General features: G+C 61.6%; 14 protein-coding genes and 2 tRNA genes. 5 read left to right on the top strand and 11 right to left on the bottom strand.

The genetic code is table 11. From position 1 onward, the window contains the following. Positions 1-51: 51 nt before the first annotated feature. The 5 genes from clpX to ADB08_RS03825 form a co-directional block, all read right to left on the bottom strand. A complete protein-coding gene (gene clpX / locus ADB08_RS03845) occupies positions 52-1,314 on the bottom strand; it encodes an ATP-dependent Clp protease ATP-binding subunit ClpX (RefSeq protein ID WP_042388518.1) in 1,263 nt (420 codons plus the stop codon). A 173-nt stretch (positions 1,315-1,487) separates the two neighbouring features. Continuing rightward, entirely contained in the window at positions 1,488-2,111 is a 624-nt protein-coding gene (locus ADB08_RS03840) for an ATP-dependent Clp protease proteolytic subunit (RefSeq protein ID WP_369707172.1), read from the bottom strand. A gap of 46 nt (positions 2,112-2,157) precedes the next feature. Then, entirely contained in the window at positions 2,158-2,730 is a 573-nt protein-coding gene (locus ADB08_RS03835; RefSeq protein ID WP_016422302.1) for an ATP-dependent Clp protease proteolytic subunit, read from the bottom strand. Between the two features lie 141 nt (positions 2,731-2,871). Beyond that, a complete protein-coding gene (gene tig, locus ADB08_RS03830) occupies positions 2,872-4,248 on the bottom strand; it encodes a trigger factor (protein WP_049171025.1) in 1,377 nt (458 codons plus the stop codon). 59 nt (positions 4,249-4,307) lie between these two features. Then, a tRNA-Pro gene (locus ADB08_RS03825) sits at positions 4,308-4,384 on the bottom strand. Between the two features lie 563 nt (positions 4,385-4,947). On the opposite strand from ADB08_RS03825, the gene ADB08_RS03820 reads away from it, so the two are divergent. Continuing rightward, a tRNA-Gly gene (locus tag ADB08_RS03820) sits at positions 4,948-5,022 on the top strand. A gap of 186 nt (positions 5,023-5,208) precedes the next feature. Continuing rightward, positions 5,209-5,421 carry a hypothetical protein gene (locus ADB08_RS03815; protein WP_048735147.1) on the top strand — a complete coding sequence of 71 codons (213 nt, stop codon included), beginning with the start codon at positions 5,209-5,211 and terminating at the stop codon, positions 5,419-5,421. A gap of 38 nt (positions 5,422-5,459) precedes the next feature. Here ADB08_RS03815 and ADB08_RS03810 read toward each other — a convergent pair whose 3' ends face one another. The 3 genes from ADB08_RS03810 to ADB08_RS03800 all read right to left on the bottom strand — a co-directional run bounded on the left by ADB08_RS03810 (position 5,460) and on the right by ADB08_RS03800 (position 10,050). Next, positions 5,460-6,980 (bottom strand): alpha/beta fold hydrolase, encoded by a 1,521-nt coding sequence (locus tag ADB08_RS03810; protein ID WP_126107929.1) that lies wholly within the window; start codon positions 6,978-6,980, stop codon positions 5,460-5,462. Between the two features lie 260 nt (positions 6,981-7,240). Then, a complete protein-coding gene (locus tag ADB08_RS03805; protein WP_049170992.1) occupies positions 7,241-8,530 on the bottom strand; it encodes an MFS transporter in 1,290 nt (429 codons plus the stop codon). Continuing rightward, positions 8,527-10,050, bottom strand: coding sequence for a glycoside hydrolase family 1 protein (locus ADB08_RS03800; protein ID WP_049170990.1), 1,524 nt, complete (start codon positions 10,048-10,050; stop codon positions 8,527-8,529). Before ADB08_RS03800 ends, ADB08_RS03805 begins: the two co-directional genes overlap by 4 nt. Before the next feature lie 377 nt (positions 10,051-10,427). Between ADB08_RS03800 and ADB08_RS03795 the strand changes: the two genes are divergently transcribed. Together ADB08_RS03795 and ADB08_RS03790 are read left to right on the top strand one after the other, a co-directional pair. Then, on the top strand, positions 10,428-10,661 hold the full coding sequence (locus tag ADB08_RS03795) for a hypothetical protein (RefSeq protein WP_048734899.1): 234 nt from the start codon (positions 10,428-10,430) through the stop codon (positions 10,659-10,661). A 146-nt stretch (positions 10,662-10,807) separates the two neighbouring features. Further along, complete coding sequence (locus tag ADB08_RS03790; protein ID WP_016422295.1) at positions 10,808-11,689, top strand: hypothetical protein; 882 nt, start codon at positions 10,808-10,810, stop codon at positions 11,687-11,689. Between the two features lie 16 nt (positions 11,690-11,705). On the opposite strand, the gene ADB08_RS03785 is transcribed toward ADB08_RS03790, so the two are convergent. Together ADB08_RS03785 and ADB08_RS03780 are read right to left on the bottom strand one after the other, a co-directional pair. After that, positions 11,706-12,323 carry a DJ-1/PfpI family protein gene (locus ADB08_RS03785; RefSeq protein WP_016422294.1) on the bottom strand — a complete coding sequence of 206 codons (618 nt, stop codon included), beginning with the start codon at positions 12,321-12,323 and terminating at the stop codon, positions 11,706-11,708. 107 nt (positions 12,324-12,430) lie between these two features. After that, a complete protein-coding gene (locus tag ADB08_RS03780; RefSeq protein WP_005511109.1) occupies positions 12,431-12,904 on the bottom strand; it encodes a ribose-5-phosphate isomerase in 474 nt (157 codons plus the stop codon). 228 nt (positions 12,905-13,132) lie between these two features. Between ADB08_RS03780 and ADB08_RS03775 the strand changes: the two genes are divergently transcribed. Further along, positions 13,133-14,338: a TIGR04053 family radical SAM/SPASM domain-containing protein gene (locus ADB08_RS03775; protein ID WP_049170988.1), complete on the top strand. Its 1,206-nt coding sequence runs from the start codon at positions 13,133-13,135 to the stop codon at positions 14,336-14,338. A gap of 27 nt (positions 14,339-14,365) precedes the next feature. On the opposite strand, the gene ADB08_RS03770 is transcribed toward ADB08_RS03775, so the two are convergent. Then, positions 14,366-15,010, bottom strand: a complete 645-nt coding sequence (locus tag ADB08_RS03770) for a DsbA family protein (protein WP_016422291.1) — start codon at positions 15,008-15,010, stop codon at positions 14,366-14,368. Positions 15,011-15,016 lie beyond the last annotated feature (6 nt).

Raw genomic sequence — 15,016 nt, 5'->3', positions numbered from 1 at the left:
ACATCAAAAACCCGGTTAGAGCGGCTACTCTAACCGGGTTTTTAGCTACCTTTACGCAGTCTTCTTATCCTCGCTGCGTTCAACGAGTTCCGGCGCTGCACCGTCCGTGATGCATTCCTTGTGGACAATGACCTCCGCGACGTCGTCACGCTCTGGTACCTCGAACATCACGGGAACCAGGATCTCTTCCATGATGCCGCGCAAACCACGGGCGCCGGTATTGCGGCTAATCGCCTTGGCAGCAATGGCGCGCAGTGCCTCATCGTCGATGGTAAGGCGCACACCGTCCATGTCGAACAGGTGCTGGTACTGGCGAACCAGGGAGTTCTTCGGCTCGGTGAGTACACGAACCAGCGCGTCCTCATCGAGGTTGGTGACCGATGCGATAACGGGAAGGCGGCCAATGAACTCAGGAATCAGGCCGAATCGAACGAGATCCTCCGGCAGTACGTCGCGGAATGGATCCTTCATGTCCTCGTCGTTAGCCGAGGTGACATCTGCTCCGAAGCCCAGGCCCTTCTTGCCGACTCGCTCCTGAACGACCTTTTCCAGACCGGCAAACGCACCAGCGACGATGAACAGGACGTTGGAAGTGTCGAACTGAATGAACTCCTGGTTCGGCAGCTTGCGCCCACCCTGCGGCGGCACGGCGGCTACGGTTCCCTCGAGAATCTTCAGCAGCGCCTGCTGCACACCTTCACCGGAGACATCGCGAGTGATGGAAGTGTTCTCGGACTTGCGCGAAATCTTGTCAATCTCATCGACGTAAATGATGCCGCGCTGTGCCTTCTCGACGTCGAAATCAGTAGCCTGCAGCAGCTTCAGCAGGATGTTCTCCACGTCCTCACCGACATAGCCGGCCTCGGTCAGGCTGGTGGCGTCAGCGATCGCGAACGGCACATCCAGCTTGCGAGCCAGCGTCTGTGCCAGGTAGGTCTTGCCACAGCCTGTCGGCCCCAGCAAGAGAATGTTCGACTTCTGTAGCTCGACGTCGTTGTCCGACTTGGTCTCTGCAGCACGAAGGCGCTTGTAGTGGTTGTAGACCGCGACGGCTAGGGTGCGCTTTGCCATGTCCTGGCCGATGACGTACTCATCGAGGAAGTCGCGAATTTCCATCGGACGCGGCAGGCGGTCGTCGTTGCCAGTTGCCTCGCCGCCGGTGTTGAGCTCCTCTTCAATAATCTCGTTGCAGAGCTCGATGCACTCATTACAGATGTACACACCAGGTCCGGCAATCAGCTTTTTGACCTGCTTCTGACTCTTTCCACAGAAAGAGCACTTCAGCAAATCCGCACTTTCTTGCATACGCGCCATGAGGCTCCCGCCGCCGCCTTTCCGCTTCGTTGCCAATAACTGCTTCAGACCAGCCTACCGTGAGTGTGCGCAAATACCGGCTTCCACGCCAGGGGCGAGGCGAATTTCACGCGATCTCGCCCGGTGCTTTACGACGGCCAGTGCGCAGCACTCCAAAGAGACCATGTCCCCATTTAGGCGTTGTGCTTGCGGTACTCGAAGACCTGGTCGATGATGCCGTACTCGACGGCCTCTTCAGCGGTCAGGATCTTGTCACGGTCGGTGTCCTTGCGGATCTGCTCTGCAGTGCGACCGGAGTGGCGAGCCAACGTCTCCTCCATCAGCTTGCGCATGCGCTCGATTTCGTTCGCCTGAATCTCCAGGTCGGAAACCTGGCCCTGGATTCCCTGGGTAGCCGGCTGATGAATGAGAACGCGCGCATTCGGCAGAGCTGCACGCTTACCCGGTGCACCCGCAGCGAGCAGCACGGCTGCCGCGGAGGCAGCCTGGCCCAGGCACACGGTCTGCACGTCGGGACGCACGTACTGCATCGTGTCGTAGATGGCCATCAGCGAGGTGAAGGAGCCGCCTGGGGAATTGATGTACATCGTGATGTCACGATCCGGGTCCAGGCCCTCAAGCACCAGCAACTGCGCCATGATGTCGTTAGCGGCGGTGTCATCGACCTGGGAGCCGAGGAAGATAATGCGCTCTTCGAAGAGCTTGTTGTATGGGTTGGATTCCTTAGCACCAAAGCTGGAGTGCTCCACGAAAGAAGGAAGCACGTAGCGCGACTGCGGCATCTGCATATTGTTCATCTCCATGTTGATTAAATCGCCTCTAATTATTCGCTACTGTCCGCTTTTAGCGTGCGGTGTCCTTGAGGGCGGTTACGACGTGGTCAACCAGGCCGTATTCCTTAGCCTCAGCCGCGGTGAACCAGCGGTCGCGGTCCGAGTCTTCCTCAATGCGCTCGACCGGCTGGCCGGTGTGCTGCGCGATCAGACGAGCCATCTCCTTCTTGGTGGCAGCGAACTGCTCAGCCTGAATGGTGATGTCGGATGCGGTACCGCCAATACCTGCAGACGGCTGGTGCATCATGATGCGGGCGTGCGGCAGCGCGTAACGCTTGCCCTTAGCACCTGCGGCGAGCAGGAACTGGCCCATGGAAGCTGCCAAGCCCATGCCGTAGGTAGCCACGTCGCACGGAACGAACTGCATGGTGTCGTAAATGGCCATGCCGGCGGTGACGGAGCCGCCCGGGGAGTTGATGTACAGCGAGATATCCGCCTCCGGGTCCTCGGCTGCCAGGAGCAGCATCTGACCGCAGAGCTTGTTGGCAATCTCGTCGTCGACCTGCTCACCCAGCCAAATAATGCGCTCCTTGAGCAGCTTGTCGAAAACCGTGTTCGTCGACATCTGGGCGTTATCGCTCATCTGTGTACTCCTTTTTCGTACGTGTGCGAGTTTTGTCGTTCATTAGAGGGTAACGAAAAGGGCCGCCCCTTTGTTTCGGGAACGGCCCTTGTTCGCTATAAGCGTTGCGGCATGAGGAACGCGCCGCGCTAATTGCGGGGCTTACTCAGCGGAAGTGTCCTCAGCCTTGTCGGACTCAGCCTTCTCAGCCTCCGGCTCGACCTCACCGAAGTACTCGTTCAGGTCGATTTCGTTGCCCTCGGTGTCCTTGGCGGAAGCCTTCAGGATCGAGGTAGCCAGAGCCTTGCCGCGGCGAACGTCTGCGAACAGGTTGCCGAGCTGGCCGGACTGCTGAATCTGCTGGATGAACTGGTTCGGGTCCATGCCGTAGGACTGAGCAGTGAACAGGATGTGGTCGGTGAGTTCCTGCTGGGAAACGTCCGGCTGGATCTCCTCAGCCAGTGCATCCAGGAACAGCTGGGTGCGAACAGCTTCCTCAGCGGACTTCTTGGAGTCCTCGTCGAACTGCTCGCGGGTGGTGCCCTGAGCCTCCAGCATAGAGTTCAGAACCTTCTCGTCGCCGCCGAACTGCCCCAGCAGCTGCTGCAGCTGGCCCTCGACCTGCTCCTTGACAACGCCCTCCGGCAGAGCGATGGTGGTCTGCTCCATAGCGGCAGCCAGAACCTTGTCGCGAACCTGCTGAGCCTGCTCACCCTTCTTGGTGTTCTCGACCTGGCGGGCCAGGTCTTCCTTCAGCTCGTCGATGGTGTCGAACTCGGAAGCCATCTGAGCGAAGTCGTCGTCAGCTTCCGGCAGCTCGCGGACCTTGACGGACTGAACGGTAACGGTGACCTGAGCGTCCTCGCCCTCGTGCTCGCCAGCAACCAGCTTGGTGGTGAACTCCTTGGACTCGCCCTGGGACAGGCCGACAACAGCGTCATCCAGGCCGTCAATCAGGTCGTCGGAGCCAACCTGGTAGGACAGCCCCTCGGTGGAAGCCTCTTCCAGCTCTTCGCCGTCGATGGTGGCGGACAGGTCGATGGAGACGAAGTCGTCCTTCTCGACTGCGCGCTCGACGCCGGTCAGGGTGCCGAAGCGAGCGAGCAGATTCTGCAGCTCAGCCTCAACAGCTTCCTCGTCGGCGACCAGTGGGTCAACCTCAACTGCGATGTCCTCGAACTTCGGCAGCTCGATCTCCGGGCGGACGTCAACCTCAGCGGTGAACTCAACGAGCTCGCCATCTTCCAGCTTGGTGATGTCAACCTCAGGCTGACCGATAACCTTCAGGTCCTCCTCGCGAACGACCTCGTCGTAGCGGGACGGAACCATATCGTTGAGCACCTGCTCCAGGATTGGGCCGCGGCCGAAGCGGGCCTCAATCAGCTTTGCCGGTGCCTTGCCCTTACGGAAGCCTGGAATCTGGACCTGCTGAGCCAGTGCCTTGTAGGCATTGTCGAACTCTGGCTTCAGCTCATCAAACGGGACCTCGACGGTAATCTTCACTCGGGTCTCATTGAGCTTCTCAACGGAAGACTTCACTGGTGCACTCTCCTGCAACTCGATGATTAATTCATAGACCACGGGAGTGCCCGTGATACTGGTCGGGGTAGCGGGATTTGAACCCACGGCCTTCCGCTCCCAAAGCGGACGCGCTACCAAGCTGCGCCATACCCCGTATGCGTCATTCGAAACCTAGCAGAAACCCCTTTGGAGCATCTGCACCGGGGCCCTCATAGTCGCGAAATCGCGTTTCCATAACGGACCCGTATAGATTTACCTGACGATTAATGAAATCACAAAACCACGCGTTCAACCAGGCTAATGCTCTGTCTGAAAACGCTTTACGACGCCATCGAGAGCCAACCTGCCAACTACTACTGGTTTCATGAAATCCATGCATATCACCGGGCGTTTGCATCTCCTCGGCGCTGCTTTTGGCGGCCTCGTTTACTGCAAACACTCCATTCGTCGGCCGACTCCCCAAAGAAGCCGCCTAAAACGACTGCCCCTTTGTTGAGTCGTGTGACAGTGTAATCAACGGCTATACGCCTGTTTCATATACCCCATATTGCTTTAGTTTCATTTTCTGTTTTTCCCGGCCACAGCCACTTTTCTTTAAATCCTTCGAGAAAAACCTGGCATCGATTTTTGTATGTGCGCTTTAACGAGTTAATATGCCTTGTACCAAGACACGGTCTGGTTGAGGCGAGTGCGCATCTAAACCGGATTTCTGTCTATGGGGATGTCGTATAGTGGCTAATACCTCAGCCTTCCAAGCTGAAGACGCGGGTTCGATTCCCGTCATCCCCTCCATGTGAAAGCACCCTCCGGCCAGCGTCGGAGGGTGTTCTTCTTTTTGACGGGATCCGTCCCGAAATCCGTCACAGGCATGTCACGACCGCGTGCGCGCGTCACGGTTTCATACAGCGTCGGTAACAAGTCGGTGGCACTGTCATGTCGGGTCTTTTGCCGTCGTCACGCACAACTAGTCCCGGCGGCATGAATCCTCGCATCATCGACAAGGACACCGGCGTCGAGCTGTGGACCGTCGCCGAATGCGCGGAGTTCACCGGTACCGCGCGCGGCACGTTCACCAGCTATGCGGGCCGTGGCAAAGCGCCGGTGCCGGCGGCGAAGCTCCACGGGCTGAACCCGCGGAACTCCGACGACGTGCGCGAGTGGCAGAAAGGCCACGAGGCGAAGGGCAAGTAGCCGGCCCAATCTCGGACCGGTCAGCCCGGCATGACCGGTCAGCCCAAGTAGTGGGCGGCGACGACGTTGGCGATCTCGTCGGCGTCGTTGTGGGCGACGAGCACGCCGTGGCCGTGGCCCGGCAGCTCGATGAGCTCGCCGCCCATGACCGCCTGCATCGCGCGGCCGCCCGTGCCGGTCACCGCCGCATCGCGGTCGTAGTGGAGCAGCAGCGGCTTCGACTCGAGGGCGTCGCCGCTGAGTTCCACGGCAGCGCCCTGCCCCGGCCAGCCGAGGCATAGCTGCCCCGACGACAGCGCATCGGCGTTGAGGCGGAAGATGTCGCCGCCGGTGAACTGGTCGAGGTACGTGCGGGGAATGCGGGACGGGTCGGCGGCGGTGACGTTGTCGTTGCAGATGATCGCCCGCTCGATGGTTCCCATCGCCTCGGTCTGCGCCATCATGTCTTCCGGGGTCACGCCCTCGGGTAGTTCGGGGGTCTCCACCTCGCCGGTGACCACGGCGTCGGCGATGTCGGGCCACATGCTCTCCGAGTACGTCGCCGCGAAGGTCTGCTGCAGCAGCACCGACTGATTGCCGGCGCCGGGGCGCATCAGGTTCGCCGCGAAGGAATGGCTGCGCCACGCGACGGGCAGAACGCCGTCGGCCAGCTGCATGAACGCCTCCGGGTCGTCGGCGAAGGCGGCGGGCACGTCGCCCACCTGCGTCGGCGGCGGGTAGACCTGACCCGGCGCGCCAACCTCCTCGTTGATGCGCTGCGACCAGCGCGCGTACACCTGCAGGGCGGTGGTGCCCAGGCCGTACTCGTCGTCACGGTCGGCGATCCACTGGAACATCGCGTTGAGAGCCTCGCGGCGCCACGGCTCGCGCGAGTCTCCGAGCCGAAAGTAACGGTCGGCAGGATCGACCGAGGAATCCAGCACCATCCGGCCCGTCTTGTCCGGGAACAGGGTCGCGTACGTGCTCATCAGATCCGTGCCGTAGGACAGGCCGTAGAGGTGCATGACGTCCTGGCCGAGCACGTCGCGGACATGGTTGAGATCGCGAGCGGTGTTCTCCGTGGTGATGGTCGCCGCGTATCCCGGTTCATTGGCTTCGCAGGAGGCGTACATCGCGCCGACCTGCCCGGAGAGCAGACCCGTCATCGGGATGTCCGCCACGTTGCAGTTCAGCGGGGTGCCCCAGGCCAGGCCGCGCGGCTCGACGGCGATGAGGTCGAAGTGCTCCCGGACGGCGGTCGGCATCCTCACGGCCTCGTCGGAGAACATTCCCAACGCGTCGCCGCCGGGGCCGCCCGGATTGCCTGCGATGACGCCACGGCGCTCCCCCGTCGCCGGAACCCGGCTGACAGTGAGGGAAATCGTCGCGCCCTCCGGGTCGGAATAATCACGTGGCACGTCGATGTCCGCGCACACGGTGCCCGGCGCGGTCATCGCCGCGGTCGGGCACGCGCCCCAGTCCAACCCGCCGAGATCGGCCGGACCGGCGGAGCCGCCGGCCGACGCCTGCGGCACCGACAGCAACGTGCCCGCCAGCGCGAGCGCCGTGACCGGGGCCAACGCCCTGCGGACGAAGGACGTCCGGGACGACGGGGCCGCTGAGACTCGGCTCGCGGACCGGGCCTCGGCACCGGTCTCCACAGAGGAGACGGCGGGGGACGCTGCGCCGAATGCGGCGGGGGACAACTTCTTCGTGGGGCGCACGGGGATAAACACCTTTCATCGACTGCAACGAACGGTATCAAACCGTAACGCCGACCGCACGCCGTTCAAGGCACGAAGATTAGGGCACCGGCCGCACGCTGTTCAACGCACGGAGATCAGGGCACGGACCGCACCCGGTACACCAGCACCGCACCGACGGCGGTGAGCGCGCCCGCGAAAACGTACAGGCCGGGGTACCCGCCGAGGTTCGCCAACGCGAAGGCGGCGAGCACCGGGGCGGCCATGTTCGGGCCGGCGACGGCGAGGTTCATGACGCCCACGTCACGCCCGCGCTCATCGGCCTTGGGCAGCACCTGGTTGATCAGGGCCTGATCGACGGCCATGAACACGCCCCACGACAGACCCAACAGCACCGCCGCGCCGACGACCATGGCGAAGCTCCCGGCGAACGCCATGATCGCGCAGGCCCCGGCGACGCCCATCGACGACAACGCCACGAACACCCGGCGCTTGCCCATCTTGTCGGACACTTTGCCCGACAGGATCGCGGTGACGATGACGCACAGGGCATACGCGCCGGTGAGGACGAGCACGCCGGCATCCGGATCGGGGTGGCCGATGTGATCGCGCAGGTAATAGAACAGGTAGAACAACGCGACCGAGTTGCCCGTGGTCACCAGGAACCGGGCGATGAACACCCACGTGAAGTCGCGGTAGAGCCCTCCGGGCACCTCGGCGACGGCGGGCACCACGGCGTCAGCGTCCCCGCCGGCGTCGTCAAGCACCGGAGATGCGGCCGCCTGCGACCGCACCCGGGACACGTCGCGGAAGCCCGGCAGGAACTGGCCGATGAGCACCAGCAGCAGCGCCGCGGTGACGATGTACGCCAGCCCCAGGTCGAACACCGTGGCCACGACGGTGCCCAGCACCACGCCGAGGGTGTACGTCAGCCCCAGCACACCCGAGACCACGCCGTACTGATTGTCCGGCACCGTATCCGGCGCCACCGCCTGGGCCGCGTTGATTGACGCCGCGATGGCCAGCTGGAACACCGCCCACCCGATGGTCAACGCCATGAAGCTCGGCGCGGCGCCCAGGAACACCAGCGACCCGGCCGCCGCCAGTCCGCCGAAGAGGATCCACGGGGCGCGGCGGCCCCAGCGCGTGTCCGTGCGGTCCGACAACCACCCGGCCAGCGGATGCCCGATGATGGAGAAGAACCCGCCGACCGCCATGAGGAGCGCGAACTTCTCCTCCTTCTCCCCCGGATGCCAGATGAGGATCTGCTGCGCCAACAACAGCTGCGTCGGCGCTGCCCACGAGATGTTCTGCCCCAGGTACAGCAGGCCGTACCGCACGATCCAGCCGGTGGTCACCGGCGTGCGCTGGGCGGGGTCGGCGGTGAAACGCCCGACGTCGGAGATGGCGCGTTCGGAGGAGCTCATCCCTGCACCCCATCCGGCTCCGGCGGCTGCGCCCGCACGTTGGGGTCGGTGTGTTCGTCCGCGACGGGGTAACGACGGCCTGCGGTGTAGCGCCGGTGCAGCTCCGGGGTGATCCGCCCGGTGCGGGCCAGCTCGGCCAGCAGGTGGCCCGACGGCTTCATCGTCCGTTCCTGCGTCTCGTAGTCCAGGTGGACGATGCCGAATCGCGGCTCTTCGCCGTCGGCCCATTCCCAGTTGTCCACGAAGCACCAGTGGTACCAGCGCTCGATGGGCACGTCCGACTCGGCGATGGCCCGCAGGTGCTCCAGGATGAACCGCGGCCGGAACGACTCCAGCCTGCGGTCGGCAGCCCCGGCGTCCGGGTTGGCGTAGTCCCCGGCCGGATTCGGCTTTTCGACGCCCGCGTCCACGCCACCGACCGACAGCTCCAGATCGCCGAGATCGCAGGTGCCGTTTTCGGTGATCCAGACCGGTCCGCCGAAACGCTCGTTCAGGTCGCGGGCGCATTCGACCAGGCCCTCGGGGTGGATTTCCCACCCGAGGTCGTTGACCGGAGCCCCGACGAAGGTGCCGTCGTCGAACTTGTCGACGGCCGTGCGCGAGTAGTAGTTCAGGCCCAGGAAGTCGTGGTGGCGGCCCGACGGCAACCCGCGGCCGACCTTCGCCCCGCCCAGCAGCGGATGGAACTTCCCCGCCAGATGCGCGTCGGCGACGATGTCCTGGAACAGATGCCGATTGATCCGCGCCAGGCCGCGGTGGATGGGGTTGCGCGGATTGCGCGGCGCGAACGCCCGTGCGTGGTGGGCGATGCCGACCTTCGCCCGATCCCCCTGGATGCCGTGGATGACCTCGTAACCGCGGATGTGGGACACCGCCATGTTGCGCAGCACGGCCATCGTGTCGCCCCACGAGCGGTTGCCCGGCGGGCCCGAGCGGAACATGTGCGCCTGGGTGGCGTACACGTTCGGCTCGTTGACGGTGATCCACTCGTCGACGAGGTCGTCGAGCGCCCGCACGGTCGTCTCCGCATAGCGCAGGAAAGCCGCCGGCGATTCATCGGAGGTGAAGCCGCCGCGCCGAGCGAACCAGAGCGGATTGACGAAGTGATGGAGCGTCACCAGCGGACGAATCCCCTTGTCCCGCAGGTCGGCAATCTCCTCACGGTAGCGATCCAGCACCGCATGGTCGAACTCCCCCGGCCGCGGTTCGATACGCGCCCACTCCACGCCGATGCGAGCGATGGGCAGACCCAGCGACGCCATGAGCTCGTTGTCCTCCCGCCACCGGTTCCAGTGGTCGGTGGCGCGCAGCGGGGTCGAACCATCGGCGATGTTGCCGGGCTCGCGGGCCCAATCGAACCAGTCGTTGTTCTCGTCACCGCCCTCGATCTGCCCGGCGGCCGACGCCGTGCCGATCAGCAGACCCCGCAGATCGACGTCGTGATGCAACGGCTTCGCGAGCGGCGACGTGCGCGGCTGAGGATGGAGAGTTCGGTCATTGGCAGGCACATTGGTTGACATGCCGACATCCTATGTCACACATCACGCCTAGTTTTTGGTTTTCAAACAAACTATTATGGGTTTCGCGCGTCGACGGGGTCGTCGTAAAGCAACCGAGTAGAGCAACCGGATCGTTCGCGAAAAATCCGCTCCCCCTGGAACGAATCGGAGCCCCGGCCCGTTGTTGACGATGTCCCCCCCCCCAAAAAAAATCAAAAATCACGTTAGGAACCCCACTTGTCAGCCTTCTAAGCTGAAGACGCGGGTTCGATTCCCGTCATCCCCTCCACGCAACCGGGCGCATTGCTCCCGGTTTTTACTTTCTGAGCCGACGTCCGGGGACCAGAAATTCTTCTGACCTCTGTTCAGGATCCAGTGCTACGGGTACTCTGGGCACCATGAAGCCCACCATTATCGATGCCGATACTGGACACGAACTATGGACCGCGGTCGAATGCGCTGCTTTTTCCGGCACCGCACGTGGCACTTTCACCAGCTACGCTGGCCGCAAGAAGGCTCCTGAACCCGTCGCGAAGCTTCATGGGTTGACCCTGTGGGATTCCGAAGAAGTTCGCGCATGGCACGCCAATCGGAAGAGCCGCACCAAGAGCACCGACTCCGCCGAATCATAGATACCTACCCATACCCAATCATTTCCTGGTTCCCGAGCTACATCTGTCGGACAGATATGTAAGCTCGGGAACTTTTTTCGCTCTACATGCGTTATCTCAAGTAATTACAAGCAGTACCCGCAATTTCCTTTTTGGAGGCCTAGCCCATGGGGGCTTTAATCCTGATCGCGATCACCGTCGGCGGCGCAATTATCATCGCGTCGATGGCTCAAAACCGCTCTAACAGGGCCTTTGATGCTCGCCAGAACAATCAATTGGAAGACGCCGTCGCAGACGCCCGCCGATGGATTGAGCGACTGGGCTCACAGGTATTGAACCTGGCTGGCACCGATTCGGCTTCCACGCAGGCTCTTGCTGACGCATCCGAGCGCTACAATGCCGCTTCCTCGCAGATTTCTACTGCGCGCACCCCGGCACAGGCGCGAATGGCCCGCGAATCGGCGCTGGAGGGCCTGCACTACATCAATGCGGCTCGCGAAATTATGGGCCTGCCGGCGGGGCCGACACTGCCACCGCTGGAGGGGCAGAAGGCCGCTGGTTCTGTGACCGAAACTCGCACCATTGAGCACGAAGGCCACTCGGTTACCGCCTCTCCATACGCCACCCCGGAAACTCCGAACTACTACCCCGGTGGTCGTGTCGCTGGCCGTCCGGTTCCGGCCGGTTGGTACTCCGAGCCATGGTGGAAGTCCGCGCTCCGCACCGGTGTCTGGACCGCAGGCTCGATGCTGCTGTTCTCTACCCTCTTCCACGGTATGGCCGGTGTTGCCTACGGCGCTGATGAGTTCGCCAGCGGCATGGGCACCGGCGCTGACGACTTCGGCGGCACCGAGGACTTTGGAGCCGAAGACTTCGGTGGCGACGATTTCGGTGGAGATGACCTTGGCGGCGACTTCGGTGGCGGCGGTGCAGATGCCGGTGACGCAGGCGACGGCGGAGGCTTCTTCGACGGCCTCTTCGGTGGCGGCGACGGCGGCGGCGACGGCGGCGGATTTTTCGACGGCGGATTCGACGGTTTCGATATTTAGAAAAAGCCCGGCGCCGCTATTTCGCTAAATCCGCAAAAGGATCGACAGTGCCGTCTGTCTGAGGCCGATACTCAATTTTTCTGGCGGCGAATCGACCAGCTTCCTTGCCAAGGATGCTGCTAATTAAAGCAACAGCCATATCCATACCTGCTGCGACTCCTGATGAGCTCCAGCGATCTCCGTCTTCAACCCATCGAGCCGCTTTCACCCACGTCACTTCGTTTCCGAACGAGGTAGCCCAATCAAAAGCCAACTTATTACTAGTTGCCCGCTTTCCTTCAAGAAGCCCAGCCGCAGCAAGCAGTGCGGAACCTGTGCAAACCGATGCCACTAACCGCGCCCGGGATCCGAGGTTGTTGAGCCAGTCCAAAAACTCTGCATCGTCAACTAGTGTTCTACTCCCGGCTCCACCAGGAACTAGAAGAATATCGACCGTTTCGAGGTCAGTGGCACAACGTGTGGCGATAACCTGCGCCCCCTGAGCGCTGGTTATCGGACCAGCAATGTTGGCGACATATTCGACCTCAATCTCTGGGACATGGCCAAAAAGGCCAACCGGTCCAAATACGTCCAAGAGCTCGAACCCGGGGAATAGCACAACAGTTACTCGGCGATGCGCTTCTTGATTTGTCATACGACAATTCCTACTCCGTCTACACATGAAAAAAGGTCTGGTCCCAGAGTTTTCTGGAACCAGACCCCTTTTTTATTCCTATCAACAGATAGCGAACAGCAATCCCTTTAAGCTTCTGGCAGCTCCGGGGCAACGCCAGTCTTTTCGTACTCTGCCAGAATGTCGATGCGGCGCTGGTGACGCTCCTCCTCGCTCCACGGCTGGGAGACGAAAGCATCGACGATAGCCAGGGCCTCTTCCTCAGAGTGCATACGACCGCCGAGGCCGATCAGCTGAGCATTGTTGTGCTCGCGGGCGAGCTTTGCGGTCTCCACCGACCAAGCCAGCGCACAACGAGCGCCCTTGACCTTGTTAGCAGCAATCTGCTCGCCGTTGCCGGAACCGCCGAGCACGATGCCCAGGCTGCCCGGATCAGCGACGGTACGGGAAGCCGCCTCAATGCAGAATGCTGGGTAATCATCTGCAGGGTCGTAGGTGTGAGCGCCGCAATCAACGACGTCGTGGCCAGCCTTCTCCAGGTGGGCCTTAATCAGGTTCTTCATCTCAAAACCGGCGTGGTCTGCACCAAGGTAAATACGCATGGCAGCAAGTTTAGCGGTTCCCACGGATTCCACGGCGCCTGCACCCGTTTTAGGTATTGCTTGACGACGTCTCCTGCGCAGCCGAATAGGGTGAAAAGTGACTGTATTTGCGTTTCAGCACGCCTTCGAAACCGGAAATTGGGTGCTTTTACCGTGTCTCCTGCGCCGCAAGCTCACTTCCAAGTCGATCCTGAAGCCCATGGCTCCCATGGGAATCATCACGCACCGGTGGTGCGAACGGTTCGGCATGACATCAACAAGAAACCATTTATTGTCATTTGGGAGGTCACGCGGGCTTGTGGCTTAGTCTGCAAGCACTGCCGTGCAGATGCGCAGCACGAGCCGCATCCTCACCAGCTTTCGACCACCGAGGGCAAGATGCTGCTGGAGACCTTGGCGTCGTATAGCAAGCCGAAGCCGCTTGTAGTGCTCACCGGCGGTGATCCTTTTGAGCGTGATGACCTGGAAGAATTGGTGCGATTCGGCACGGAGCAGGGCCTGAATATGTCGCTATCTCCATCGGTGACGCCGCGGCTCACGCCAGAGCGGATTCAGTCACTGCGTGAGGCCGGTGGCAAGGCGATGTCCATGTCGCTCGATGGCGCGACTGCCCAGACCCATGACAAGTTCCGTGGATTTTCGGGCACTTTTGAAAAGACGCTCGAAATGGCTCCGCACATCAACGAGGCCGGTTACCGGCTGCAGATTAACTCGACCCTGACCAAGGGAAATATTCATGAGGCGCCAGCGCTGCTGAAGACCGTCATGGAGATGCAGGCCAAGATGTGGTACGTCTTTTTCCTCGTTCCCACTGGTCGCGGTGCGGATTTGGGCGCATTGTCACCGGAGGAACGCGAGGATGTTCTGCACTGGTTGTCTGATGTGTCCAACCGAATTGCCATTAAGACGACGGAGGCGCCGCAGTATCGGCGCGTCGTCATGCAGCAGGAGGAAGCGAAGGAAAAGGGGCTGCCACCCTATGAGGGCGGCGAGCTCTACCGTTACTTGACCGAGGAAACGACAAAGCTGCTCGGTGCTGTGCCGGAAAAGCCACGTCGCCCGCGCTCCCCCATGGCCGTCAATTCCGGGTCAGGTTTTGCCTTCATTGACCACATCGGCGACGTCTACCCCAATGGTTTCCTGCCGTTGCACTGCGGTAATGTAAAGGCAACACCCTTCCAAGAGATTTATTCCAACTCGCCGGCTTTTAAGGCTCTCCGCGATCCTGATAATTGGCACGGCAAGTGCAGCGTCTGTGAATACCACAGCGTATGCGGTGGATCCCGCTCGACTGCTTACGCTTTGACCGGGGATTACACGGCATCCGATCCGACATGCATCTACATCCCGCCACGGTGGGCTGCCATGAGCGAAGAAGAACGGCAGGCCTCCACCGGGCAGAATGCCGAAGCTGGGGCCGCTCAGGTTTCTTAGCCGCATGCCCCAGCTGCTACAGGTTTCTTAGTCGAAGCGCGGATCCTCAGTGCGAGAGCGCTTAATTTCGAAGAAATACGGATAGCTGGCGACGGCAACCGAGCCGTCGAAAATCTTGCCGGCTTCTTCGCCGCGTGGGATACGGGTAAGCACCGGACCGAAGAAGGCAACGTCGTTGAGCTTGACCACCGGAGTGCCGACGTCGTTGCCGACCTCCTTCATGGCCTCTGCGTGGTTTTCACGCATGAGCTCATCGAACTCGGTAGTCAGGGCCTGTGCCAGGCGCTCTTCCGGCAGTCCAACCTCTGCGAGGGCTTCCTTAATCAGTTCGTCGAATGCGTGCTCCGGCTCGTCGACATGCGCGTGGCGATCGATGCGGTTTTCGTTGTGAATCTTCGTGCCCAGCGCGGTGTAGAGCTTGTCGACAGCCTCCTGACCATCCTGGGAGAACACTGCATTAAACAGGCGTGCCGGGGTCCAGTTGCACTGCATCATGAACTTGTACTCTTCCGGCAGCTCGTCGCGGCCTTCATTGAGTACCGACAGGCTCATCGGCTTCCACTCGACCTCGATGTCGCGGACCTTTTCGACTTCCTTAATCCAGCGGGATGTCACCCAGCAAAACGGGCAGGAAACGTCGAAGTAGAAAGTGACCTTGTCTCGATTGCTCATGTGAAA

This window comes from Corynebacterium sp. 239_CJEI (assembly GCF_001055995.1).
In the GTDB taxonomy this organism is placed as follows: domain Bacteria; phylum Actinomycetota; class Actinomycetes; order Mycobacteriales; family Mycobacteriaceae; genus Corynebacterium; species Corynebacterium jeikeium_D.
Note: the sequence above shows the minus strand (reverse complement) of the source record. Positions and strands in the feature narration are given on the sequence as shown.

Coding starts and splice junctions, on each gene's coding strand:
- ADB08_RS03780 (WP_005511109.1), bottom strand. CDS start 12,904: ATGCGTATTTACCTTGGTGCAGACCACGCCGGTTTTGAGATGAAGAAC.
- ADB08_RS03805 (WP_049170992.1), bottom strand. CDS start 8,530: ATGAGCTCCTCCGAACGCGCCATCTCCGACGTCGGGCGTTTCACCGCC.
- ADB08_RS03840 (WP_369707172.1), bottom strand. CDS start 2,111: ATGAACAATATGCAGATGCCGCAGTCGCGCTACGTGCTTCCTTCTTTC.
- ADB08_RS03835 (WP_016422302.1), bottom strand. CDS start 2,730: ATGAGCGATAACGCCCAGATGTCGACGAACACGGTTTTCGACAAGCTG.
- ADB08_RS03785 (WP_016422294.1), bottom strand. CDS start 12,323: ATGACAAATCAAGAAGCGCATCGCCGAGTAACTGTTGTGCTATTCCCC.
- ADB08_RS03800 (WP_049170990.1), bottom strand. CDS start 10,050: ATGTCAACCAATGTGCCTGCCAATGACCGAACTCTCCATCCTCAGCCG.
- ADB08_RS03815 (WP_048735147.1), top strand. CDS start 5,209: ATGAATCCTCGCATCATCGACAAGGACACCGGCGTCGAGCTGTGGACC.
- ADB08_RS03790 (WP_016422295.1), top strand. CDS start 10,808: ATGGGGGCTTTAATCCTGATCGCGATCACCGTCGGCGGCGCAATTATC.
- ADB08_RS03770 (WP_016422291.1), bottom strand. CDS start 15,010: ATGAGCAATCGAGACAAGGTCACTTTCTACTTCGACGTTTCCTGCCCG.
- ADB08_RS03795 (WP_048734899.1), top strand. CDS start 10,428: ATGAAGCCCACCATTATCGATGCCGATACTGGACACGAACTATGGACC.
- clpX (WP_042388518.1), bottom strand. CDS start 1,314: ATGGCGCGTATGCAAGAAAGTGCGGATTTGCTGAAGTGCTCTTTCTGT.